Genomic DNA, 23,159 nt, shown 5'->3' on the forward strand with positions numbered 1-23,159 from the left:
GGCGGGTAGGTCGAAGGGCGCGGCGCCGCGCGGGGGCGGCGCAAGCACGGCATCGGGTTGCAGGCGGGACAGGGGGGGCCGCACAGGGGGCGGCCGTGCACCGCGCAGGGCACGGTGCCGGAATCAGGCGTGGGGAGGGGCGTGGCCGGGATTGAGCCTGAGCGCCGGTTCCATCCGCTGCCAGGCCAGCGCACCGGCCGGCCACAACGGCACCACGGCTACCCAGGCGCTGCGGCGCAGGCGGGGGCTCACGGCGTCCGGGCTGGACTCGGGGTCTGCGCCTGCTTCGAGCACGGACGGCTCACCGGCGGGTGCTTCCGGCGCCGGGGCCGGCAGGGCAGGTCCCGAGCGACTGTCGGCCGCCTCCGCCAACAGCGCCAGGGCGTGGGATGCTGCGCCGGGCCGGGCGTCTGTCTGGCCGCCGCTCAGCCAGCCGGCCGCCAGCAGCACCACGCAGAACGTGGCCCACAGGGCAGCAACACCGATGGCGGAACGGATGGCGGGCACGAAGGACCAGGCAGGCGCGGCCGGGTGGCCGCGGCGCACATGGTAATGCTAGCGATTCGCATTTTCAAAGCGCCCGGCGTTCAGTCGCGGTCGTCGCGGGTCCAGACCCCATCGAACTCACGCTTCACCGGGAACCGAGCTACCGGCGAGTAGGCCGGGGCGCACAGGGCCCGGCCATCGCGGACGTCGAAACGCGCCCCGTGCAGCACGCATTCGATGCTGGCCTCGGCGGTGTCGAAGGTGCCCGAGGACAGGTCGAACTCATCGTGGGTGCACTGGTCTTCCAGGGCGTACAGCTCGCCGTCCAGGTTGAACACCACGATCGGGGTGCCGGTGACCTCGTCGAAGGTGCTTTTCATCTCCCCGGGCAGCAGCTCGGCGCTGGCGCAGACGAAGGTCCAGGTGTCGCTCACGGGCGGGCCGCCAGCGGCTTTTCCAGGATCTCGAAGCGCAGGTCGTCGCGCTTGGGGATGCCGAAGCGTTCGTCGCCATAGGGGAACGGCTTCTTGATGCCGGTCCGCGCATAGCCGCGGCGCTCGTAGAAGGCGATCAGCTCGTCGCGGACGTCGATGACGGTCATCTGCATCACCGGCACGCCCCATTCGCGCGCGGCGTGCGCCTCGGCGGCGTCCATCAACTGCTTGCCGATGCCGCCGCCCTGCTGGGCGGGGTCGACCGAGAACATGCCGAAGTAGCCCTTGCCGCTGTCATCGGCCACGTGCGCGCAGGCCAGCAGGTGGCCATCGCGCTCGGCCAGCAGGATGGTCGAACGCGGCCTGGCCAGGTCGGCCTGCAGCCCCTGCGCATCGATGCGGGCGCCGTCCAGCAGGTCGGCTTCGGTGGTCCAGCCGGCGCGGCTGGCGTCGCCGCGGTAGGCCGAGGTGACCAGGGTGATCAGGGCGGGGATGTCGGCGGCGGTGGCCGATCGGAAGGTCAGGGTGCTCATGCCTACATTCTAGGCGGGGGCGCCCATGCAGGGGAGGGGCGGTAGTCATTCGGCGGCGGGTGGGCGACAGAACACGCAGGCGAGCGAGCCGAGCGTCGACGGTCACGCGCGCTCGCCTGCTCAGCGCATGAAAAACTCCACCGGAAACGACAGTTCCACCGGCGCCGGGCGCTCATCGGGCACGTCCGGCAACGGTGCCGCGCGGCGGAAGGTGTCCAGCGCGGCCTGGTCGAGCAGCGCGAAGCCGGAGCTCCGTTCCAGCGAGAGGTGCAGCAGGCTGCCGTTGCGGGCCACGCTGACCCGGAGCTGGGCGATGCCCTCCTGGCGGCGTGCGCGCGCGGCAGCGGGATAGCGGCGGAAGCGCTCCAGGCGCGCCATCACCCGGCCTTCCCAACTGTCGCGCCCGGGCGTGGTCTCGCTGGGGCCGGTCGGCAGCGGCGGGCTGGGCGGTGCGGCGGCGACCGATGCCTCCTGTTGCTGCGGCGCCGTGGCGTCCACGCGCGGTTGCGGCGGGGTGGGGGGCGGGATGATCCAGTTGGCAGCGGCCCGCACGGGCGTGGGCGGCAGCGGGCGCGGTGGTTCCGGCGCTTGCCTGGTCGGCGTGGCGGCGGTGCTGGGGGTGGGGGCGACGATGTCTTCCAGTGGCACGTCCGGGGCCTGCGGCGGCAGCAGGATCAGCTGGGTACGTTCGGCTGGCGGTGGTGGCAGCGCGACAGGGGCGTAGGCCTGGGTCCACAGCACCCCGACGAACACGCCGACATGGGCCAGCAGCGTGATGCCGGCCGCCACGGCCCGCGCAGGGCGTTCACCGATCGCGGGCAGGCGGGGCGTCCACGTTGAATCCAGGCGGGGATGGCCCGTGGGAAGAGGGGGAGATAGCATTGCCAACCGCGCAAATGAGAAGTGTTCGCATTATCTCATTGTTGCATGCGGGTGCGGCGACCGTTTGGGCTACGCTGCGCGACGGGACGTTGGGCAACCAGGAGCGGGCATGGACGGCGTGCGTGCGGCGATGGCGGTGATGCTCGTGCTGCAGGGGGCGAGCGCGCAGGCGGGCGTGGCGCCCCCGTTGGCGGGGATCTATTCGAATGTATGCATGCACCCGGAGAGCGGCGACCTGCTCGGCACCGAGCTCACCTTTGCCGGCCCCGCCGACCCGGGCCGCGTGCAGTTGCAGCGCTACGATGGCGCTGCCGTGGCACCGGAGCAGTTGCGGATGACCGCGCGCGGCACGGCGTGGTACCTGCATGGCGGCGACGGCGCGGCAATGATGCTGCTGCAGCGGCAGGGGGCGGCGTTGCGGGTGATCTACCTGGATGGCCAGCAGGCCAGCGACGGCGGAACGAGCGAGACGCTGGTGGTCACCGCGCCGGGTCGCGCCGACCGCCAGCGCCCGATATGCCGGTAGCGGTGGAACGCGCCTGAACGCGGAACGCCGCGATCTCTCGCGGCGTTCCGGGGTAGGCGAGGATCGGTGGCCGTCAGCCCAGCAGCTTGCGCACCTTGTTCAACGCCACGATGAAGCGCTCGATCTCCTCGTGCGTGTTGTAGAAGGCCAGCGACGCGCGGCAGGTGGCGGCCACGCCGTAGTACTGCAGCAGCGGATGCGCGCAGTGCTGGCCCGAGCGCACGGCCACGCCTTCGAGGTCGAGCAGGGTCGCCAGGTCGTGCGAATGCGCGCCATCGACCAGGAAGGAGACCACGGCCGCCTTGTCCGGCGTGGTGCCGAAGATGCGCAGGCCGTCGATCTTGCCGAGCTCTTCGTTGAAGTGCGCCAGCAGCTCGGCTTCGCGTGCTTCCACGTGGTCCAGGCCCAGCGAGTCGAGGTAATCCACCGCCACGCCCAGCCCGATGAAACCGGCGATGTTGGGGGTGCCGGCCTCGAACTTGTGCGGGGCATCGTTGAACACCGTGCCCTCGAAGCTGACTTCCTTGATCATCTCGCCGCCGCCGATGAACGGGGGCATCGCCTCGAGGTGCTCGCGGCGCGCCCACAGCGCGCCGGTGCCGGTCGGGCCACACATCTTGTGGCCGGTGATGGCGTAGAAATCGCAGCCGATCGCGGCCACGTCGACCTTGCGGTGCGGCACCGCCTGGGAGCCGTCGACCACGGTGATGATGCCGCGCTTGCGTGCTTCGCGGCAGATCTCGCGCACCGGGTTGACCGTGCCGAGCACGTTGGACACGTGGGCCACGGCCAGCAGCTTGACCTCGGCGGTCATGGCACGGCGCAGGGCATCCAGGTCGAGCGCACCGTCGGGGGTGATCTCGGCCACGCGGATCGTGGCGCCCGTGCGTTCGGCGACCAGCTGCCACGGCACGATGTTGGCGTGGTGCTCCATGCGCGAGACCAGGATGACATCGCCCGCCTTCAGCCGCGGCAGCGCCCACGAGTAGGCAACCAGGTTGAGCGCGAAGGTCGTGCCGCTGCACAGCACCAGTTCGCTGGGGCGCACGTTGAGGAAGCGTGCCAGCTTGTTGCGCGCGCCCTCATAGGCGTCGGTGGCCTCGGTGCCCAGCGCATGCACGGCGCGGCTGACGTTGGCGTTGTAGCGCCGGTAGAACTCGTCCACCGCGCCGATCACCTGCACCGGCTTCTGGCCGGTGTTGGCGTTGTCGAAATAGACCAGCGGCTTGCCGTGTACTTCCCGCATCAACAGCGGGAAATCCAGGCGCACGCGGTCCCAGTCCGGGGCCACCGCGGTATCGGTGGCCGGGCGCGGGGTGGACAGGTTCATGCCACGCCCGCCCGGGCCAGGGCCAGGTCGAGCTGGCGGCGCAGCTGGTCGGTCAGGCGCGCATCGAGCGCGTTCAGCGGCTCATGGCAGAACGCGGCGCTGAGCAGCTGCTGCGCCTGCTCGGCAGCCAGGCCGCGCGAGCGCAGGTAGAACAGCGCGTTGGCATCGAGCTGGCCGACAGTGGCGCCGTGCGCGGCCTTCACTTCGTCGGCGTCGATCACCAGCGTCGGCTGGGTATCGATTTCGGCGTCGGCCGACAGCAGCAGGTTCTTGTTGGACAGGTTGGCATCGGTGCCGTCGGCGCCGGCGCGGATGTGGATGCCACCATGGAACACCACGCGGCTGCGGTTGGCGGCCACGCCGCGCCAGACCATTTCCGAGGACGTGTCGCGCGCGATGTGCTCGATGCCCAGGCGGGTATCTACATGGCGGCGGCCGTTGCCGAGCAGCACGCCGTTGGCGGTCAGCTGGGCGTTGTCGCCTTCCAGGCGCACGTTGAACTCGTGGCGGCTGAGCGCAGCGCCCAGTTCCAGGTCGATGCGGCGGTACTGCGCGTTGCGGGCCAGCACGGCGTCGGTGCGCAGCAGGCTGGTGGCGCGGGTACCGTCGGCCTGCACGCGGGCGTGCGAGAGCACGGCGCCCTGGGCCAGGTGCACATGCACCAGGGTGTTGCCCAGGTGCGCGGCATCGCCGACATGCAGGTGGTGCTCGACCACGCCGAGGGCCGCGCCACTGCGCAGTTCGATCAGGTGGCGGTGGTGCCAGGCCAGGTCGGCGGCGCCGGCCACGCTGACGAACACCAGCTGCAGCGGCAGGTCGATCTGCGCATCGTCGTCCACCCGGACCAGCACGCCTTCATCGGCGAGGGCAGCGTTGAGGCGGGCGAAGACTTCGTCGCTGCGCTCGAAACGACGGCCGAGGAAGCGCAGGGCGTCATCGCCGGCGGCCAGCGCCGAGGACAGCGTCTGCAGCTGCACGCCGGCCGGCAGCGCGCCCAGGTCGCTCAGCGCGTCGGACGGCCGGCCGTTGACGAACACCAGGCGCGGCGACGGGATGTCGGCCAGCAGCGCGGCATCGACCTCGACGGCCGCCAGCGGCGCGGGGCTGAAGCTGCGGCGTTCGAGCTGACGCAGCGAGGTGTACTTCCAGGCTTCGGTGCGCGGGCCGGGCAGGCCGGCCTGCAGGGCGGCATCCAGTTCGGCGCGACGTGCGTCGCTGCCGCAGAAGCCGCTGGCGAGGGAATCCAGCAGGACGCTCATCAGACCGCTGCCTCGGGGACGACGCGGTCCTTGAGGAAGTGGTAGCCGTGGGCTTCCAGTTCCAGGGCCAGTTCCGGGCCCCCGCTCTGCACGATCTTGCCGTCGGCCAGCACGTGCACCACGTCCGGCTTGATGTAATCGAGCAGGCGCTGGTAGTGGGTGATCACGATGAACGAACGGTCCGGCGAGCGCAGCGCGTTGACGCCGTCGGCCACGCTCTTGAGCGCGTCGATGTCCAGCCCGGAGTCGGTTTCATCCAGGATCGCCAGCTTCGGCTCGAGCACGGCGAGCTGGAAGATCTCGTTGCGCTTCTTCTCGCCACCGGAGAAGCCTTCGTTGACGCCACGGTGCAGCAGTTCGTCCTTCAGGTGCAGCACGGCCAGCTTCTGCCGTACCAGCTTGAGGAACTGCATCGAATCCAGTTCTTCCTCGCCACGTGCCTTGCGCTGGGCGTTGAGCGCGGCGCGCAGGAAGTAGGTGTTGTTCACGCCGGGGATTTCCACCGGGTACTGGAAGGCCAGGAACAGGCCGGCGGCCGCGCGTTCTTCCGGCGCCAGGTCCAGCAGGTCACGGCCGTCGAACTGCACGCTGCCTTCGCTGACGTCATAGCCGTCACGGCCGGCCAGCACGTTGCCCAGGGTGGACTTGCCGGCGCCGTTGGGGCCCATGATGGCGTGCACCTGGCCGGGCTTCACGTCCAGCGACAGGCCCTTGAGGATGTCTTTCCCGCCGATGCGGGCGTGGAGGTTGTCGATCTTCAGCATGATACGAATCCGGGGTAGCGCCACGCCGTGCGTGGCTGAAAAATTCAAACGAAGGCGGCTGTCGGGTTAACCGACAGACCCTTCCAGCGAGACTTCCAGCAGCTTCTTGGCTTCCACCGCGAACTCCATCGGCAGCTCGCGGAAGACCTGCTTGCAGAAGCCGTCGACGATCATCGACACCGCGTTTTCCTGGTCGATGCCACGCGCGCGGCAGTAGAACAGCTGGTCGTCGGAGATCTTGGAGGTGGTCGCCTCGTGCTCCACCGTCGCGCTCGGGTTCTTGACCTCGATGTACGGGAAGGTGTGCGCGCCGGACGTCTTGCCGATCAGCAGCGAATCGCACTGGGTGTAGTTGCGCGCGCCGTCGGCGTTGCGGTCCACCTTGACCAGGCCGCGGTAGGTGTTCTGGCCGCGCCCGGCGCTGATGCCCTTGCTGACGATCTTGCTCTTGGTGCGCTTGCCGATGTGGATCATCTTGGTGCCGGTGTCGGCCTGCTGGCGATGGTGGGTAAGCGCCACCGAGTGGAACTCGCCCACCGAGTCGTCGCCCAGCAGCACGCAGGACGGGTACTTCCAGGTGATCGCCGAACCGGTCTCGACCTGGGTCCAGGTGACCTTGCTGCGCGCGCCACGGCATTCGGCACGCTTGGTGACGAAGTTGTAGATGCCGCCCACGCCGTTCTCGTCGCCCGGGTACCAGTTCTGCACCGTGGAGTACTTGATCTCGGCATCGTCCAGCGCGACCAGCTCGACCACCGCGGCGTGCAGCTGGTTCTCATCGCGCATCGGCGCGGTGCAGCCTTCCAGGTAGGACACGTACGCCTTGTCCTCGCAGATGATCAGGGTGCGCTCGAACTGGCCGGTGTGGCCGGCGTTGATGCGGAAATAGGTGCTCAGTTCCATCGGGCAGCGCACGCCCCGGGGAATGAACACGAAGCTGCCATCGGAGAACACCGCCGAGTTGAGCGCGGCGAAGTAGTTGTCGCCGACCGGCACCACGCTGCCCAGGTACTGCTTGACCAGGTCCGGGTGTTCCTTGATGGCCTCGGACATCGAGCAGAAGATCACGCCCTTCTCGGCCAGTTCCTTGCGGAACGTGGTGCCGACCGAGACCGAGTCGAACACCGCGTCCACGGCGACGCCGGCCAGCCTGGCGCGCTCGTGCAGCGGCACGCCCAGCTTGTCGTAGGTGTCCAGCAGTTCCTTGGGCACGTCGTCCAGCGAGGCGTACTTCGGGCCCTTCGGCGCGGAGTAGTAGCTGAGCGCCTGCAGGTCGATCGCGGCGATCTGCAGCTTGGCCCAGTCCGGCATCGGCATGGTCAGGAAGTGGCGGTAGGCCTCGAGGCGCCACTGCGTCATCCATTCCGGCTCGTCCTTCTTGGCCGACAGGGCACGGATGGTGTCCTCGTCCAGGCCAGGCGGCAGCGAGTCCGATTCGATGTCCGTGATGAAGCCCGCCGCGTATTTGCGGCCGAGCTGCTCATGGATCTCGCGGTTGGGGGTATCGCCGGCGGCGACGGTGTCGAGGATATCGGTGGCCATGGGGGCTGCCTGTGGATCAGGAGACGACATCCGCCGCGATCACGCGGCGGGGGGCGTCAACAAGGGGAAGAGGGGGCAGGATCTGCGCCAGGCTGACCGCACGCAGTGCTTCGGACACCACGTCGTTGATCAGCCGCCAGCTGCTGCGTGCGCCGCACTGCATCTCGCGCCCGCACTGGCTGTGCTCGTGGGCGCACTCGGTGAGGCCCAGCGGACCTTCCATGGCTTCCACGATCTCGAACAGGCTGATCTGGTCGGCCGCGCGGGTCAGGCGATAGCCGCCGCGCACGCCGCGCAGGCCTTCGACCAGGCCGGCCTGGGCCAGCGGCTTGAGCAGCTTGCTGACGGTGGGCGGTTCGAGGCTGGCGAACTCGGCCAGCTCGGTGGCGCTGAGCACCTCACCCGGGCGGGCGGCGAGCACGGTCAGCACGACGGTGGCGTAATCGGTGAGCTTGGTAACGCGGAGCATGGGGAGGGCAGAACCATAAAGCGGACTGAAATTGTACGCTTTTATCCCCGGGCATCCAACCCACCCCGTTCAGGCGCGTCGCGACGGGGTGTCGCGGGGGCGGGCGCGCGCGTCGCTTTGGCAATCACAAAGATTAAGCGAGAATCGGTCCCTACCTCTCGCAACGGCCAGCCAGATGCCCAAGAAGATCCAAGCCCGCAAGTCCTCCATCCATGGCAATGGCGTGTTCGCGCTGGCGCCGATCAAGCAGGGCGAGCGGGTCATCCAGTACAAGGGTCTGCTGCGCAGCCACGCCGACGTGGATGCCGATGATACCGGGGACGTGGAGAGTGGTCACACCTTCCTGTTCACCCTGAACGACGATTACGTCATCGACGCCAACTACAAGGGCAACGACGCGCGCTGGTTGAACCACAGCTGCGAGCCGAACTGCGAGGCGGTGATCGAAGAGGCCGAGGGTGACAACCGCCGCGAGGACAAGGTGTTCATCGAGGCGATCAAGGACATCCAGCCGGGCGACGAGCTGACCTACAACTACGGCATCACCCTGGCCGAGCGCCACACCGCGCGCCTGAAGAAGATCTGGGAATGCCGTTGCGGGTCGAAGAAGTGCACCGGGACGATGCTGCAGCCCAAGCGCTGATAGCGCCGCGCGTACCGGCCCTTGGTCGGTACCCGCCGTGCATGGCGGTGGACACCGACACGCCGTGCACATGCCGGTCACTGTTGCCCAATGCGGCGCTGCGCACACTGGACGCTCCTTTTCAACGGAGCTTTCCATGGCACACGCACTCAACGGCAAGCAGGTGGCGGTCCTGGCCACCGACGGTTTCGAACAGTCCGAGCTGCAGGAGCCCAAGCGCCTGCTGGAATCCTGGGGCGCTACCGTCACGGTGATCGCGCCGGGCGACGCCAAGCAGATCCGCGGCTGGAAGGACAAGGACTGGGGCGAGAGCGTCACGGTCGACCAGTCGCTGGCCGCCGCCAAGGCCGAGGCCTATGACGCGCTGGTGCTGCCGGGCGGGGTGATCAACCCGGACAAACTGCGCATCGACAGCCAGGCGGTGGACTTGATCAAGGCCTTCGGCGCCAGCGGCAAGCCGGTCGCGGCGATCTGCCACGGACCGTGGCTGCTGGTGGAGTCGGGCCTGGCCAAGGGCCGCGAGGTCACCTCGTGGCCGTCGCTGAAAACCGATCTTGGCAATGCCGGCGCGCGCTGGCGCGACGCCGAGGTGGTGGTGGATGGCAACCTGATCACCAGCCGCAAGCCGGATGACATCCCCGCGTTTGCCGATGCGGTCGCCAAGGCGCTGGCCGCTTGATCATCGCGGTACCGACCGGCCCACGGTCGGTACCCGCCGCGGCCCCTGACGTGGGCCGCGGCCTGGTTCGAGGTTATCGGCCCAACACACCCGCCGGCACCAGCTTGCCGAGGTCCTGGTTGAAGGTGACCACCAGCTTGCCGTTCTGCACCTGCGCCGACTGCACCTGCAACGCGCCCAGCACGCTGGCCACGGTCGGGTCGATCTTGTAGATCGGCTCGCGCCGCGCGTAGTCGGTCAGCCAGGCGTTGAGCAGGCTGCGGGTGCGGGAGTCGAGGCGGCCGCCATTGTTGGCCGGGGTGAAATCGTCCACGGTCGGCTGGTCCAGGTGGAAGCCCTGGGTCTGCGCGTCATAGCGCAGGCCGCTGCTCAGCTTGACCTTGCCCAGCGGCGCAGGCGCACTGCCGGCGGTGGCCATCGCCACGTCGAAGCCGAGGTCCAGGCGATTGCCTTGCGGCAGGGTCAGCTGGGGGTGGCTCATGGTCATGGCGATCAGGCCGCCGAGGGCATCCTGCGTGCGCGGGAAGCTGCCGTCGAGGTACTGCTGGACGTCGCTGGCCCCGACCGACAGCTGGCGACCGGAGACGCTGGGGGCAGCCTGCGCGCCGACCGCAGCGGCGATCAAGACGGTGCAGGCGACAAGGCGGGACAACAGCGGGCGTGCGTTCATGGTGTCAGGCCGTGGGAGGTGGGAGGAAGACGCCCACGATAGCGCCTTCGGCTGAATCCAGCTTGGATACGGGGCGCACGCAGCGCCGCGGTTGCCGGCGACTCAGTCGAGCATCGGTTGCAGGGACGCGGCATGGATTTCCCAGCCGCTGCCATCGGGCTTGGGTCGCAGGCGGTACCAGCCTTTGTAGCGCTGCACGCCGTTGGCGGTGGCGGCGCGGATCCGCACGGGTACTTCGCGCAGCCGCGAGGGCTGGTCCTCGTCGCGGGCGATCGGCGCATCGGTCTCCACCCGCAGCGTGCGCAGGCCGGGCAGGTCGCGCAGGGCGGCATCGTCGGCACCGAGGGACCGACCAGTGCTCCAGAACGCATCGGCGGCGGCGCGATCACCGCGCATCACCGCATTGAGGTAATGGCGCACCACGCGGCCTTCGCTGTCCGCACCGGCAGCCACCGCGCTGAGCGCGGGGATAGGGATGTCGCCCAGGGCGTCGCCGCTGGCGGCGTCGTTCGGCTGCGCTGCAGCGGCTGCGTGCGCGCGGCTGGCGTCGCCGGCATCGCGTTGGCAGGAACAGCCGCCCAGCAGGAGCGGTAGCAGGAACATGGCACGGCGCATGGCGGTCTCTCCCCGGAGAAGGGCAGAGTGTAACGGCCGGGCGGCGGGCTCAGGGGGCCTGCTGGATGTCCTGCAAGGCGTCCAGCACCTGCCCCAGCTGCGGCTGCAGGCGGGTCAGCGGGTGGTCCGGCTCCTGCGCATGGCGGCTGGCCAGGTCGTGCAGCAACTGGGTGGCCACGATGGCCGCGGCGCGCTCGTCGCCGCTCAAGCCGGCCTGACGGCGTGCCACCTCCAGCAGCCGCATCCAGTCCTGCTGGGCGCGGTGTTCCAGTTCGATCGTGCAGCGTCCGCTGCACTGCAGCCCGTCCTTCTCGATCGGAGTGACGGTAATGCGGTAACGCTGGGAGGGACTGGTCATGGCGGCCGGCGGTGTGGGGACAGGCCCACCATAGGCGTGCCCATCGCCAGCGGCGACCGGTGCGGTCGCACGCAGTGTTCCACCTTGTGCGTTCCAGTGCTGACCGAACGGACCGGGAAGGCCGTGGCAGCGGCGTTTGCGCGCGTGCCAGGCCTGCACGCCGGCGTGGGCAACGCTGTGTTGCGCGGTCTGCCCGGATGGCAGGGCCATGCCTGCTGGGCCCCGCCCTGGACAGACGATCGATAGCCAGGCGGGCGAGCTGCAACCGCCGCACGCGTACCCCACGCAGTGCGAGCCGGAGGCGCGCAGGACAGCCAAAAAAGAACGGGACGGCCAAGGCCGTCCCGTCCGGGTGCTGCAGGAAACGCGCTGATTACAGCGCAGCGTCCTTGAGCTTCTTGAGCGGACGCACCTTCAGCTTGGTGGAGGCCGGCTTGGCGGCGAACCACTGCTCTTCCTTGGTGAACGGGTTGATGCCCTTGCGCTTCGGCTTGGCCGGAACGCTGACGGTGGTGATCTTCAGCAGGCCCGGCAGGGTGAAGCTGCCCGCGCCCTTCTTGTGCACCGAAGCGGCGACGGCGCCTTCCAGCGAGGCGAGCACGGCGCGCACGTCCTTGGCGACAACGCCGGACGCTTCAACGATGTGTGCAACCAGACCAGACTTGCTCAGTACGTCCTTGATCGGCTTGGGAGCGGCCGGCTTGGCGGCTGCCTTGGTAGCGACTTTCTTTACTGCCTTCTTCGGGGCAGCCTTCTTAGCGGTCTTTGCCATGGTTTCCTGTTCCGTGAACGGTTGGTTGTTTGGTCGCGCCGAACCCCGTCGGCAAGCGAAATGTAGGGCAACAATGCGGCGCCGCCAATAGGCAATCGCATAAATATTCGCGATTTCCCGCGTGTCGGTTACCGCAGTGCATCAGCACATAGCCGAAAAACAGGGGTCGGCGCGACCTGGGCCTGGGCGGGGCGGGGCCCGGCGTCGGGTGCCTGGAGGGCGCAACCCCCTTGAAAACAGCGGTTTTTTTGCGTCGCCCGGGCGCCGTCGCGTGGCTGCGGGAGCGGCACTGCCGGCGCCGACACACCGGCCCGACACGGTGCTAACGCCGCACGGTCCATGCTGGTCCTGCCATTCATCCGCAGGAGAACAACCGATGGGTATTTCGCGTCATGCCACCGCGCACTGGGAAGGTGACCTCAAGACAGGCAAGGGACAATTGAGCACGCCGCAGAGCGGCCTGCTGGACAAGACCCGCTATGCCTTCAGCAGCCGCTTCGGCGATGAGAAGGGCACCAACCCGGAAGAACTGATCGCCGCCGCGCACGCCGGCTGCTTCACCATGGCCCTCTCGGCCAAGCTCACCGAGGCCGGGTTCGTGCCGACCTCGCTGGACACCGAGGCCAAGGTCGACCTGTCGATGGAAGGCGGTCCGCAGCTTTCGCAGATCACCCTGACGGTCAAGGCCGTGGTGCCGAACATCGATGCGACGCAGTTCCGTGCGATCGCCGACGACGCCAAGCAGAACTGCCCGGTGTCCAAGGCGTTGAGCGCGGTGCCGATCAGCCTGGAGGCCGAGCTGGCCGGTTGAGCGTGCCGCAGCGCGCATTGAGTGAACCCGGCAGGGGCGGCATAGTCGCCCCTGTTTCGTTGCGGGGAGCATCGTATGCGCGTTCGTGTTCTGGCTGTCCTGTTGTCCTGTCTGTGTGCCGCCCAGGCGCAGGCCGATGTGCGGCTGCTGACCGCCGCGACCATCCACACCGGTGAAACCGATGCGCCGGCCGCTACCGCGCTGGCCTGGGACGACGCCAGCGGCCGCGTGCTGGCGGTGGGCGAGCGCGACGCGCTGCGGGAGCGTTACCCGCTGGCGACGGTGACCGACCTGGGCGATGCGACCGTGGTGCCGGGCTTGATCGATGCGCATGCCCACCTGATGTTCCTGGGCGCCACGCTGATGCAGGCCGACCTGAGCGGCGCGACCAGCAAGGCCGAGATCATCGCGCGGCTGCAGCGCTTCGCCGCCGACAACCCGGACGGCTGGCTGCTGGGCAACGGCTGGGACCAGAACCAATGGGCGCAGACGGATTTCCCGACCGCGGCCGACGTCGATGCGGCGTTCCCGGCGCGTCCGGTCTGGCTCGGGCGCATCGACGGGCACGCCGGCTGGGCCAACAGCGCCGCCCTGCGCGCGCTGGCGCAGCAGCCCGGGCAGCGTGCCCTGGCCGGGCGCTGGCAGCCGGCGGGCGGGCGCATCGTCCGCGATGCGCGCCACCAGCCCAGCGGAGTCTTCATCGACGGCGCGATGGAGCTGGTGCGTACGGCGATCCCGGCTCCGGGCGAGGCCGCGCGCGAGCAGATGCTGGCCCGCGCACTGCGCAAAGCGGTCAGCCAAGGGCTGACCGGCGTGCATGACATGGGCGTCTCACGCGAGGACCTGGCGCTGATGCGCCGTTTCGCCGATGCCGGCCAGCTGCCGCTGCGCATCGATGCCTACGCCGATGGCGACGCCGAGGCGCTGGCCGATCTGTGCGCACACGGGGCGTATCGCCACCCGGGCGGACGCCTGCAAATGCAGGGCGTGAAGCTGTTCATGGATGGCGCGCTGGGCAGCCGCGGGGCCGCGCTGTTGGCCGACTACAGCGACGACCCGCATAACCGCGGGCTGCTGGTGACCTCGCCCGATGCCTTCGACGTGGCGGTGCGCAAGGCCGATGGCTGCGGGCTGCAGGTGGCCACCCACGCGATCGGGGATCGCGGCAACCGGATCGCGCTGGACACCTATGCGCGGGTGCTGGGCGACGGCAAATCGCGTGACCATCGCTGGCGCATCGAACATGCGCAGGTGGTGGCGCTGGCGGACATCCCGCGCTTCGCCGCGCTGGGCGTGATCGCCTCGATGCAGCCCACCCACGCCACCTCGGACATGGGCTGGGCGCAGGACCGGGTGGGCCCGGAGCGCATCCAGGGCGCGTATGCATGGCGGCGGATGCTGGCCTCCGGCGCGCATCTCGCATTGGGCTCGGATTTCCCGGTGGAGCAGGTGGACCCGCGGCTGGGGCTGTACGCAGCGGTGACGCGGCAGGACCGCGCGGGGCAGCCGCCGGGCGGCTGGCTGCCGGACCAGCGCCTGAGCGCTGCCGAGGCGCTGCGTGGCTTTACCGCCGACGCGGCCTGGGCCGGGCATGACGACACCGAGGTGGGCCGCCTGCAGCCGGGGCTGCGCGCCGACTTCGTGGTGCTCGACCGCGACCCGCTGGCGGTGCCGGCGGCGCAGTTGGCCGAGCTGCAGGTGCGCTCGACCTGGGTGGATGGCCGCCCGGTCTACGAAGCCGCGCGCTGAACCGCTGCGGCGCGCTTACCAGTCCAGGGTGCCGCGGATGACGGTCTGCACCTGGCCACCGGACCAGACATCGCCGGCGGCGTCGATATGCAGGTGCAGCCGCGCGTCGTGGCCGACTTCGCGGCCCTGGCTGACCACGTAGTCGCGCGCGCCGCCCGGGAGGGCATCGCGGCTGTCCAGCCACGCCGCCAGCACGGCGTTGGCCGCGCCGGAGGCCGCATCTTCGAAGCGACGGCCATTGCCGACGAAGGCGCGCACGGCCAGGTCCCATGCCTGGCCCTCGCTGCGCGCGTAGGCGAACACGCCCATGCTGTCGGTGGCCTCGGCCAGCGCGGCAATCGCGTCCCAGTCCGGGCGCAGCGCACGCAGCGTGGCCTCCTCATCCAGTTCCACCACCCACCAGCTGCGCCCGCCGGCCATGCGCGCCGGCGGCAGCGCGCCCAACGCCCAGCCGGCCAGTGCGGCCTGCAGGCGCGGGTCGGCGGCGGTGGTCACCTCGGCGACGCTGGCGCGCGGGGTGCGGATGGCGATGCTGCGCGACGCGCCGTCACCGGCCACGCGCAGCGGCAACGCCCCGGCGATGCCGTCCTGCACCAGCACCCCCTCCAGCGGCGCGGCCAACCCGGCCTCGAGCACGGCGTGGGCAGTGCCAACGCTGGGATGGCCGGCAAAGGGCACTTCCTTCTGTGGGCTGAACATGCGGATGCGGTAGCTGGTGCCGGCCGTTTCCGGGGCAAACACGAAGGTGGTCTCCGGCAGCCGGGTCCAGCGCGCGATGGCCTGCATGCTGGCCTCGTCCAGGCCCTCGGCGTCGAGCACCACCGCCAGCGGGTTGCCGGCGCCGGGGCGGGGGGAAAACACGTCCAACTGCAGGAAACGGCGGGAAGTCATGGCGGTGGGGGTCTGCGAAACGGTCGGGCAGCTTACCAACCCGGGCCGGTTCCGGGGCCGCGCGGGTGCGCTGGCTGGCCCTGCCGGGGCCGGGCTTGGCATAGAATCGGGAGTTCGGCCGGTGTGCCGGGCGAATCCCCCCCTCCCACTACGAAACCCCCTTTACCTCCATGTCAGCTTCCCCCCTTGTCGATCGCTGGATCGTACTGAAGTTCGGCGGCACCTCCGTGTCGCGTCGTCACCGCTGGGACACGATCGGGAAGCTGGCGAAAAAACGTGCGGAAGAGACCGGTGCGCGCGTGCTGGTGGTGGTCTCGGCGTTGTCCGGGGTGACCAACGAACTGACCGCCATCGCCGATGGTGCCGCCGACAGCCGTGCCCGCATGGATGCGCTGGTGGCGCGCCACCGTGCGTTCCTGGTGGACCTGGCGCTCGACGCCGGCGCGCTGGATGAGCGCCTGGCGGGGTTGTCCGGGCTGCTGGATGACCCGCGCGCGGCCAGCCGCCCGCTGGACTGGCAGGCCGACGTGCTGGGCCAGGGCGAGCTGCTGTCCTCCACCGTCGGCGCGGCCTACCTGCGCGCCAGTGGCCTGGACTTCGGCTGGATGGATGCACGCCAGTGGCTGGATGCGCTGCCGCCGCAGCCCAACCAGAGCGACTGGTCGCAGCGCCTGTCGGTGAACTGCCAGTGGCGTGCCGATGCCGAGTGGGCCGCACGCTTCCGCGCGCAGCCCACGCGCATGCTGATCACCCAGGGCTTCATTTCGCGGCACGCCGATGGCGGCACCGCCATCCTCGGCCGCGGCGGCTCGGACACCTCGGCGGCGTACTTCGGCGCGCTGCTCGGCGCCAGCCGCGTGGAAATCTGGACCGACGTGCCGGGCATGTTCAGCGCCAACCCGCGCGACGTGCCCGACGCCCGCCTGCTGACCCGCCTGGATTATTACGAAGCGCAGGAAATCGCCACCACCGGCGCCAAGGTGCTGCATCCGCGCTCGATCAAGCCGTGCCGCGACGCCGGCGTGCCGATGGCGATCCTGGATACCGAGCGCCCGGAACTGCCGGGCACCAGCATCGACGGCAACGCCGCACCGGTGCCGGGGGTGAAGGCGATCAGCCGGCGCAACGGCATCGTGCTGGTGTCGATGGAAGGCATCGGCATGTGGCAGCAGGTCGGCTTCCTGGCCGACGTGTTCGGGCTGTTCAAGAAGCACGGGCTGTCGGTGGACCTGATCGGCTCGGCGGAAACCAACGTGACCGTGTCGCTGGACCCGTCCGAGAACCTGGTCAACACCGACGTGCTGGCCGCCCTGTCGGCCGACCTGTCGCAGATCTGCAAGGTGAAGATCATCGTGCCGTGCGCGGCGATCACCCTGGTCGGGCGAGGCATGCGCTCGCTGCTGCACAAGCTGTCGGACGTGTGGGCCACGTTCGGCCGTGAACGCGTGCACATGATTTCGCAGTCCTCCAACGACCTCAACCTGACCTTCGTCATCGACGAAGCCGACGCCGACGGCCTGCTGCCGATCCTGCATGCCGAGCTGATCGACAGCGGCGCGATGCCGGTCGAAGAGGGCGAGGTGTTCGGCCCGCGCTGGCGCGAGATCGCCGGCACCGTGCGTCCGCGCGAAACCGCCTGGTGGCGTGGCCAGCGCGAGCACCTGTTGACCCTGGCGCAGGCCGGTACGCCGCGCTATGTGTACAACCTGCCCACGGTGCGCGCCCGCGCCCGCGCGCTGACGGCCATCAAAGCCATCGACCAGCGTTACTACGCGATCAAGGCCAACTCGCACCCGGCCATCCTGGAGGTGCTGGAGCAGGAAGGCTTTGGCCTGGAATGCGTGTCGCATGGCGAGCTCAAGCATGTGTTCAACACGCTGCCGACGCTGTCGCCGCGCCGCGTGCTGTTCACCCCCAGCTTCGCTCCGCGTGCCGAGTACGACGCAGCCTTCGCGCTGGGCGTGACCGTCACCGTGGACAACGTTGAAGCGCTGCAGCGCTGGCCAGAGCTGTTCCGCAACCGCGAACTGTGGCTGCGCGTGGACCTGGGCCGTGGTGAAGGCCACCACGCCAAGGTGCGCACCGGCGGCAAGGACTCCAAGTTCGGCCTGCCGATTGCCCGCGTGGACGAGTTCGTGCGCCTGGCCACCGAGCTGGGCACGCGCGTGGTGGGCCTGCATGCGCACCTGGGCAGTGGCGTGGAAACCGCGCAGCACTGGCGCCTGATGTGCGATGAGCTGGCCGGTTTCGCGCGCCGCATCGGCAGCGTGGAAACCATCGACATCGGCGGTGGTCTGCCCATCCCCTACAGTGCCGACGACGAGCCGTTCGACCTGGAGGCCTGGGCCGCCGGCCTGGCCGAGGTCAAGGCGGTGCACCCGGCGTTCCGCCTGGCGATCGAACCCGGTCGCTATCTGGTGGCCGAGGCCGGCGTACTGCTGACCACGGCCACGCAGGTGATCGAGAAGGATGGCGTGCGCCGCGTGGGCCTGGACGCGGGCATGAACACGCTGATGCGTCCGGCCCTGTACGACGCCTGGCACGACATCGAGAACCTCAGCCGGCTGGGCGGGTATGCCGAGGCCGTGTTCGACGTGGTCGGCCCGATCTGCGAGTCCAGCGACGTGTTCGGCAAGCGCCGCAAGCTGCCGGTGTCGACCGCGCCGGACGATGTGATGCTGATCGCCGATGCCGGTGCGTACGGCTACGTCATGGCCAACACCTACAACCAGCGCGAGCTGCCGCGCGAGGACGTCATCGATGACGTGCCGTGACCGCGGCCTGCCGCCCACCCTTGAAGACGCGCCGTGCAAACGCACGGCCGCCCTCTGAACCGGATACACCATGACTGCTTTCGATAAACACCAGGTTGCCGTTTTCCGCTTCGTGCGCTGCGATTTCGCTGCCGACACCGGCGTGGCGCGCCTGGTCTACGCCTTCGACGACGGCCCCGAGCTGGTCGAGACGGTGACCATCCCCGGTGCGCCGTTCGTCCTCGACGGTGCCCGCGCCGAGGCGGTGCAGCACGCGCTGCGCCTGCTGCACCTGATTGCCGGCGTCAGCTACTACAAGGCCGGCGTACCGGACCAGGTGCGCATCGACAGCTATGCCATCGACGCGGCGACCGCCGCGCTGGTGGAAACGATCTACCTCAACGGGCTGGGCGAGTTCGCCTACCGCAACGGGCTGAACCTGCGCGGACGCTTCCGCCTGCCGGTGGATGGCGCGGCGTTTGCCGCCCCCGCGGTGGGCCTGCGCGAGCACGCGCTGGTGGCGATCGGCGGCGGCAAGGATTCGCTGGTCAGCATCGAAGCCCTGCGCGGGCTGGGCATCGCCGAAACGGTGACATGGATCGGCGGCTCGCAGTTGATCCGCGCCTGCGCCGAACGCACCGGGCTGCCCACGCTGAACATCGGCCGCGCGCTGGCCCCGGAACTGTTCGAGTTGAACCGCCAGGGCGCCTGGAACGGCCATATCCCGGTGACGGCGGTGAATTCGGCGATCATGGTGCTGGCCGCGCTGCTGCAGGGCGTGGACCAGGTGGTCTTCTCCAATGAGCGCTCGGCCAGCTACGGTAGCCAGATTCCCGGCACCGGCGAGGTCAACCACCAGTGGTCGAAGGGCTGGGCGTTCGAGCAGGCCTTTGGCGAGCACCTGGAACGGCACGTCGCCGCCGACCTGCATTACTACTCGCTGCTGCGCCCGTTGTCGGAGCTGGCGGTGGCGCGCCAGTTCGCCAGGAGCGATGCGTACGACGCGCATTTTTCCAGCTGCAACCGCAATTTCCACATTCTTGGCGAACGCCCGGTCAACCGCTGGTGCGGGGTGTGCCCGAAGTGCCATTTCGTGTTCCTGGCGCTGGCTCCGTTCATGCCCAAGACGCGCCTGGTGGGCATCTTTGGCCGCAACCTGCTGGATGATCCGGAACAGGCCGGTGGCTTCGATGCGCTGCTCGAGTTCCAGGACCACAAGCCGTTCGAATGCGTGGGCGAAGGCCGCGAATCGCGCGCGGCGATGGCCACCCTGGCCGCGCGCCCGGAGTGGGCCGAAGACGCGTTGGTGAAGCGTTTCGTTGCGCAGATCCAGCCGCAGCTGGATGCCGCCGAGCTGGGCATCGCGCCGCTGCTGGTGCTCGAGGGCGAACACCGTATCCCGGCGCCGATCTGGGAGCGCCTGCGTGCGAATTTCGCAGCTTGAAGGCAAGCGCGTTGCGTTGTGGGGCTGGGGGCGCGAGGGCCGTGCCGCCTGGCGCGTGCTGCAACAGCGGCTGCCCGCGCTGCCGCTGACCCTGTTCTGCCCGGCGGCCGAAGCGGCCGCTGCGCGCGAGGAAACCGCCGGTAGCCTGGACGTGCGCGCCGATGTGGACGGCGCCGCGCTGGCCGCCTTCGAGGTGGTGATCAAATCGCCGGGGATCAGCCCGTATGGCGAGGCGGCGCTGCATGCGGCGGCGCAGGGCACGCAGTTCATCGGCGGCACCTCGCTGTGGTTCGCCGAGCACGCCGATGCACAGGGCACCGTGCGCGATACGGTGTGCGTGACCGGCACCAAGGGCAAGAGCACCACCACCTCGCTGCTGGCGCACCTGCTGCGTGCCTCGGGCGCGCGCACCGCGCTGGTGGGCAATATCGGCCTGCCGCTGCTGGAAGTGCTGGCGCCCGATCCGGCACCGGACTACTGGGCGGTGGAGCTGTCCAGTTACCAGACCGGCGAGGTCGCGCGCAGCGGCGCGCACCCGCAGGTGGCGATCGTGCTCAACCTGTTTCCCGAGCACCTGGACTGGCACGGCAGCGAAGCGCGTTACATCCAGGACAAGTTGCGCCTGGTGACCGACGCGCAGCCGCGCATCGCCGTGCTCAATGCCGCCGACCCGCACCTGGCGGCGCTGTCGCTGCCAGGCAGCGAGGTGGTCTGGTTCAACCAGGCCGAGGGCTGGCACATGCGGGGCGATGTCGTGCATCGGGGGGCGCAGGCGGTGTTCGACACCGCGCATACGCCGCTGCCCGGCCGGCACAACCGCGGCAACCTGTGCGCGGTACTGGCCGCGCTGGAAGCGCTGGGCCTGGACGCGGTGGCGTTGGCCGCGGCGGTGCAGGACTTCCGTCCGTTGCCCAACCGCCTGCAGACCATCGGCACGTGCGATGGCATCACCTTCGTCAACGACTCGATCAGCACCACCCCGCATGCCAGCCTGGCCGCACTCGACTGCTTTGCGGGGCAGCGCATCGCGCTGCTGGTGGGCGGGCACGACCGCGGCCTGGATTGGCACGATTTCGTGCAGCACATGGCCCACGACGTGCCGCCGGTGGAGATCGTCACCCTGGGCGCCAACGGCCCGCGCATCCATGCGTTGTTGCAGCCGTTGGCCGACGCGGGCCGTTTCGGCCTGCATGCCGCCGCCGACCTGGCCGAGGCGATGCAACTGGCACGCACCGCGCTGGGTGGGCAGGGTGGGGTGGTGCTGCTTTCCCCCGGCGCGCCCAGTTATGGCGTGTACCGCGACTACGTCGCGCGTGGGCGGCATTTCGCCGAACTGGCCGGATTCGATCCGGAGGCGATCACCGCGATCCCGGGGATCGGAATCGCGTAGAGCCTACCGTTGCTCGGCTGCCCTTGCGGGTAGAGCCACGCCATGCGTGGCTGCGCGGTCTGCGCCGATAGCAGCCACGCATGGCGTGGCTCTACCGGGCGCGCGGGGTTGGCCATGGCCATCGATGCGATGGTCAGGCGTCTTTGTCGATGAAGGCGGTCGCGCTGATGCGAACCTGGTAGAGCCACGCCATGCGTGGCTGCGGGGTCTGCGCCGAGAGCAGCCACGCATGGCGTGGCTCTACGGGGGCGCGGGGTCGACCATGGCCATCGGTGCGATGGTCAGGCGTCTTTGTCGATGAAGGCGTAACCGCCGTCGATGAGCTGTTGCAGGTACGCATCGAAACTGGGGGCGATCACGGCGTAGCTGTCCGGGTCGTGCAGGTAGCGCACTACCTGGCCAACGCTGCCGCCGGGTGCGGGATCGAAATCCAGGTACAGCACCGAGGTGCCGCCGTTGTTGGCGCAGTGCGCGAAGCACAGTCGCCGGCCCATGGGCAGGTCGGCATCGATGCCTGCGCCGAGGATCGCGGGGTCTTCCTCCAGCCATTCTTCGTAGATCGAACGGATGCTCTCTCCCCAGCCGTCCCACTGGGCGCTGTCCTCGAACATCTGCTCGACCGAGCGCAGGTAGTAGGGGTAGCTGCCGAGGTCCGAGCCGAGCATCAGCAGGTTGACCTCGCCTTGTGGATAGGGACGGTAGTGCGTGCCATCGACCCGGCCGAGCAGGGCGAGCAGGCCGTCGGGAACCTGCGGCCAGCGTTCGCGCAGGCGCTGCAGGTCGGTGCTGCTGGCGCCTTCGATCCAGCCCCACATCGGCGCGTCGTCTGCCGGCAGGCGCGGTGCGAGGCCGGAGAGGAAGCGATCGACAAGGGTCATGCGGGGCGTTCCTTACGCGGGGGCCGCCAGCCTGCCAGATCGGGGGCGCGTCCGTCGAGCCGTTGAGGGCGGCCTCTGCGATCCGTTTCGAGGCGTGGGGCGATTTCCGTGCCGGGTATGGCGAAACGGTCACTGGGCGAACGGCAGCCGATCAACGGTCGGCTCTACACGGTGTCGTCAGGCGGCCGGCATACACTCGGGGTTCTTTCTGTCGGGAGCAGACGCATGAAAAGGCAATGGCGATGGGGTGCGGCGGTGCTGTTGGGGATGACGGCGTTGCCGGCGCTGGCGGCGATGCAGGCCAAGCCGGTGGAGTGGACGCTGGACGGCACCACGTTCAGCGGCGTCCTGGTCTACGACGACAGCGACAGCGACAGGCGGCCCGGGCTGGTGATGGTGCCCAACTGGAAGGGCGTGAACGACTCCGCGATTGCCAAGGCCAAGCAGCTGGCCGGCGATGACTACGTGGTGCTGGTGGCCGATGTGTACGGCAAGGGCGTGCGCCCGAAGACCGATGCCGAGGCCGGCCCGGTGGCGACCAAGCTGCGCAACGACCGGCCCGTCCTGCGTGCGCGGGCGCTGAAGGCGATCGAGGTGCTGAAGGCGCAGGCGGGCAAGGCGCCGCTGGATGCAGGCCGGATCGGCGCGGTCGGGTTCTGCTTCGGCGGTACCACCGTGCTGGAGATGGCGCGTGCCGGGGCGCCGCTGGCGGGCGTGGTGAGCCTGCATGGCGGGCTGGGTTCGCCGCTGCCGGCCAAGGCCGGTGGCAGCCATCCGTCGGTGCTGGTGCTCAATGGCGCCGACGACAAGGGCGTGAGCAAGGACGACATCGCCAGCTTCGAGCAGGAAATGAACGCGGCCAAGGTCGACTGGGAGTTCACCAATTACAGCGGCGCGGTGCACTGCTTCGCCGAATCGGACGCCAACAGTCCGCCGGGGTGCCTGTACAACGAACGCGCGGCCAAGCGCGCGTGGAAGGCGCTGGATGAGTTCTTCGAGGAGCGGTTCGAGACGAAACGCCGGTAGAGCCGACCGTTGGTCGGCTGCACCGCGCATGGCGCGGTGCATTCATCGGCGATCGTGGTGCCGGGACGAAGAGCAGCCGACCAACGGTCGGCTCTACGAGTGAGGGGCCACGTCGCCCCGGCTGTCGGCCCGTACGAATGCGGGACCACGTTGCCCCGGCGGTCGGCCCGTGCGAATGCGGGACCACCTTGCCCGGCGGTCGGCCCGTGCGAACCATCCGGTAGAGCCGACCGTTGGTCGGCTGCACCGCGCACG

Annotated in this window: 24 protein-coding genes; 9 read left to right on the forward strand and 15 right to left on the reverse strand. The window is 69.5% G+C overall.

The window, feature by feature from the left end:
* Positions 1–123: 123 nt before the first annotated feature.
* The 4 genes from AC06FD_RS07290 to AC06FD_RS07305 all read right to left on the reverse strand — a co-directional run bounded on the left by AC06FD_RS07290 (position 124) and on the right by AC06FD_RS07305 (position 2,242).
* Complete coding sequence (locus AC06FD_RS07290) at positions 124–546, reverse strand: hypothetical protein (protein ID WP_478077440.1); 423 nt, start codon at positions 544–546, stop codon at positions 124–126.
* Positions 547–587: 41 nt separating this feature from the next.
* The gene (locus AC06FD_RS07295) at positions 588–920 is read right to left on the reverse strand and encodes a non-heme iron oxygenase ferredoxin subunit (protein ID WP_259203732.1); all 333 of its coding nucleotides are present in this window, start codon (positions 918–920) and stop codon (positions 588–590) included.
* Complete coding sequence (locus tag AC06FD_RS07300) at positions 917–1,453, reverse strand: GNAT family N-acetyltransferase (RefSeq protein ID WP_259203733.1); 537 nt, start codon at positions 1,451–1,453, stop codon at positions 917–919. The genes AC06FD_RS07295 and AC06FD_RS07300 overlap by 4 nt, the downstream gene beginning before the upstream one ends.
* A gap of 120 nt (positions 1,454–1,573) precedes the next feature.
* Complete coding sequence (locus AC06FD_RS07305; RefSeq protein WP_478077441.1) at positions 1,574–2,242, reverse strand: energy transducer TonB; 669 nt, start codon at positions 2,240–2,242, stop codon at positions 1,574–1,576.
* A gap of 202 nt (positions 2,243–2,444) precedes the next feature.
* Between AC06FD_RS07305 and AC06FD_RS07310 the strand changes: the two genes are divergently transcribed.
* Positions 2,445–2,861, forward strand: a complete 417-nt coding sequence (locus tag AC06FD_RS07310) for a hypothetical protein (RefSeq protein WP_478077442.1) — start codon at positions 2,445–2,447, stop codon at positions 2,859–2,861.
* 73 nt (positions 2,862–2,934) lie between these two features.
* On the opposite strand, the gene AC06FD_RS07315 is transcribed toward AC06FD_RS07310, so the two are convergent.
* The 5 genes from AC06FD_RS07315 to AC06FD_RS07335 form a co-directional block, all read right to left on the reverse strand.
* Entirely contained in the window at positions 2,935–4,191 is a 1,257-nt protein-coding gene (locus tag AC06FD_RS07315; protein ID WP_259203736.1) for a cysteine desulfurase, read from the reverse strand.
* Positions 4,188–5,450 (reverse strand): Fe-S cluster assembly protein SufD, encoded by a 1,263-nt coding sequence (gene sufD, locus AC06FD_RS07320; RefSeq protein ID WP_478077443.1) that lies wholly within the window; start codon positions 5,448–5,450, stop codon positions 4,188–4,190. The genes AC06FD_RS07315 and sufD overlap by 4 nt, the downstream gene beginning before the upstream one ends.
* Positions 5,450–6,214 carry a Fe-S cluster assembly ATPase SufC gene (gene sufC / locus AC06FD_RS07325; RefSeq protein WP_259203738.1) on the reverse strand — a complete coding sequence of 255 codons (765 nt, stop codon included), beginning with the start codon at positions 6,212–6,214 and terminating at the stop codon, positions 5,450–5,452. Before sufC ends, sufD begins: the two co-directional genes overlap by 1 nt.
* 66 nt (positions 6,215–6,280) lie before the next feature.
* Positions 6,281–7,756, reverse strand: coding sequence for a Fe-S cluster assembly protein SufB (gene sufB, locus AC06FD_RS07330; protein WP_449334889.1), 1,476 nt, complete (start codon positions 7,754–7,756; stop codon positions 6,281–6,283).
* Positions 7,757–7,772: 16 nt separating this feature from the next.
* Complete coding sequence (locus tag AC06FD_RS07335) at positions 7,773–8,225, reverse strand: SUF system Fe-S cluster assembly regulator (RefSeq protein WP_259203742.1); 453 nt, start codon at positions 8,223–8,225, stop codon at positions 7,773–7,775.
* Positions 8,226–8,400: 175 nt separating this feature from the next.
* On the opposite strand from AC06FD_RS07335, the gene AC06FD_RS07340 reads away from it, so the two are divergent.
* The gene (locus tag AC06FD_RS07340; RefSeq protein ID WP_259203744.1) at positions 8,401–8,868 is read left to right on the forward strand and encodes an SET domain-containing protein; all 468 of its coding nucleotides are present in this window, start codon (positions 8,401–8,403) and stop codon (positions 8,866–8,868) included.
* 136 nt (positions 8,869–9,004) lie between these two features.
* The gene (locus AC06FD_RS07345) at positions 9,005–9,547 is read left to right on the forward strand and encodes a type 1 glutamine amidotransferase domain-containing protein (protein WP_478077444.1); all 543 of its coding nucleotides are present in this window, start codon (positions 9,005–9,007) and stop codon (positions 9,545–9,547) included.
* Positions 9,548–9,620: 73 nt separating this feature from the next.
* On the opposite strand, the gene AC06FD_RS07350 is transcribed toward AC06FD_RS07345, so the two are convergent.
* The 4 genes from AC06FD_RS07350 to AC06FD_RS07365 form a co-directional block, all read right to left on the reverse strand.
* Positions 9,621–10,217, reverse strand: coding sequence for a DUF1439 domain-containing protein (locus AC06FD_RS07350; protein ID WP_478077445.1), 597 nt, complete (start codon positions 10,215–10,217; stop codon positions 9,621–9,623).
* 102 nt (positions 10,218–10,319) lie between these two features.
* Positions 10,320–10,832 (reverse strand): hypothetical protein, encoded by a 513-nt coding sequence (locus AC06FD_RS07355; RefSeq protein WP_478077446.1) that lies wholly within the window; start codon positions 10,830–10,832, stop codon positions 10,320–10,322.
* Between the two features lie 49 nt (positions 10,833–10,881).
* Entirely contained in the window at positions 10,882–11,190 is a 309-nt protein-coding gene (locus AC06FD_RS07360; protein WP_478077447.1) for a DUF3861 family protein, read from the reverse strand.
* A gap of 373 nt (positions 11,191–11,563) precedes the next feature.
* A complete protein-coding gene (locus AC06FD_RS07365) occupies positions 11,564–11,962 on the reverse strand; it encodes an HU family DNA-binding protein (protein WP_228886225.1) in 399 nt (132 codons plus the stop codon).
* Between the two features lie 376 nt (positions 11,963–12,338).
* Here AC06FD_RS07365 and AC06FD_RS07370 point away from each other — a divergent pair, with 376 nt between their 5' ends.
* Together AC06FD_RS07370 and AC06FD_RS07375 are read left to right on the forward strand one after the other, a co-directional pair.
* Positions 12,339–12,773: an OsmC family protein gene (locus AC06FD_RS07370; protein ID WP_259203749.1), complete on the forward strand. Its 435-nt coding sequence runs from the start codon at positions 12,339–12,341 to the stop codon at positions 12,771–12,773.
* 75 nt (positions 12,774–12,848) lie between these two features.
* Entirely contained in the window at positions 12,849–14,522 is a 1,674-nt protein-coding gene (locus AC06FD_RS07375) for an amidohydrolase (RefSeq protein WP_478077448.1), read from the forward strand.
* 15 nt (positions 14,523–14,537) lie between these two features.
* On the opposite strand, the gene AC06FD_RS07380 is transcribed toward AC06FD_RS07375, so the two are convergent.
* Complete coding sequence (locus tag AC06FD_RS07380; RefSeq protein ID WP_478077449.1) at positions 14,538–15,413, reverse strand: PhzF family phenazine biosynthesis protein; 876 nt, start codon at positions 15,411–15,413, stop codon at positions 14,538–14,540.
* 170 nt (positions 15,414–15,583) lie between these two features.
* Between AC06FD_RS07380 and AC06FD_RS07385 the strand changes: the two genes are divergently transcribed.
* From AC06FD_RS07385 to murD, 3 genes are all read left to right on the forward strand, one after another.
* On the forward strand, positions 15,584–18,187 hold the full coding sequence (locus AC06FD_RS07385; protein WP_259203756.1) for a bifunctional aspartate kinase/diaminopimelate decarboxylase: 2,604 nt from the start codon (positions 15,584–15,586) through the stop codon (positions 18,185–18,187).
* A 70-nt stretch (positions 18,188–18,257) separates the two neighbouring features.
* Positions 18,258–19,610, forward strand: a complete 1,353-nt coding sequence (gene murL, locus AC06FD_RS07390) for a UDP-N-acetyl-alpha-D-muramoyl-L-alanyl-L-glutamate epimerase (protein WP_478077450.1) — start codon at positions 18,258–18,260, stop codon at positions 19,608–19,610.
* The gene (murD, locus tag AC06FD_RS07395; RefSeq protein WP_478047547.1) at positions 19,591–21,000 is read left to right on the forward strand and encodes a UDP-N-acetylmuramoyl-L-alanine--D-glutamate ligase; all 1,410 of its coding nucleotides are present in this window, start codon (positions 19,591–19,593) and stop codon (positions 20,998–21,000) included. Before murL ends, murD begins: the two co-directional genes overlap by 20 nt.
* Before the next feature lie 281 nt (positions 21,001–21,281).
* Here the strand turns inward: murD and AC06FD_RS07400 are convergent, their stop codons facing one another.
* Complete coding sequence (locus AC06FD_RS07400; protein WP_478077451.1) at positions 21,282–21,878, reverse strand: SMI1/KNR4 family protein; 597 nt, start codon at positions 21,876–21,878, stop codon at positions 21,282–21,284.
* A gap of 225 nt (positions 21,879–22,103) precedes the next feature.
* Between AC06FD_RS07400 and AC06FD_RS07405 the strand changes: the two genes are divergently transcribed.
* Positions 22,104–22,904: a dienelactone hydrolase family protein gene (locus AC06FD_RS07405; RefSeq protein WP_478077452.1), complete on the forward strand. Its 801-nt coding sequence runs from the start codon at positions 22,104–22,106 to the stop codon at positions 22,902–22,904.
* Positions 22,905–23,159: the final 255 nt, after the last annotated feature.

Source organism: Stenotrophomonas sp. Steno-Z1 (assembly GCF_056393175.1).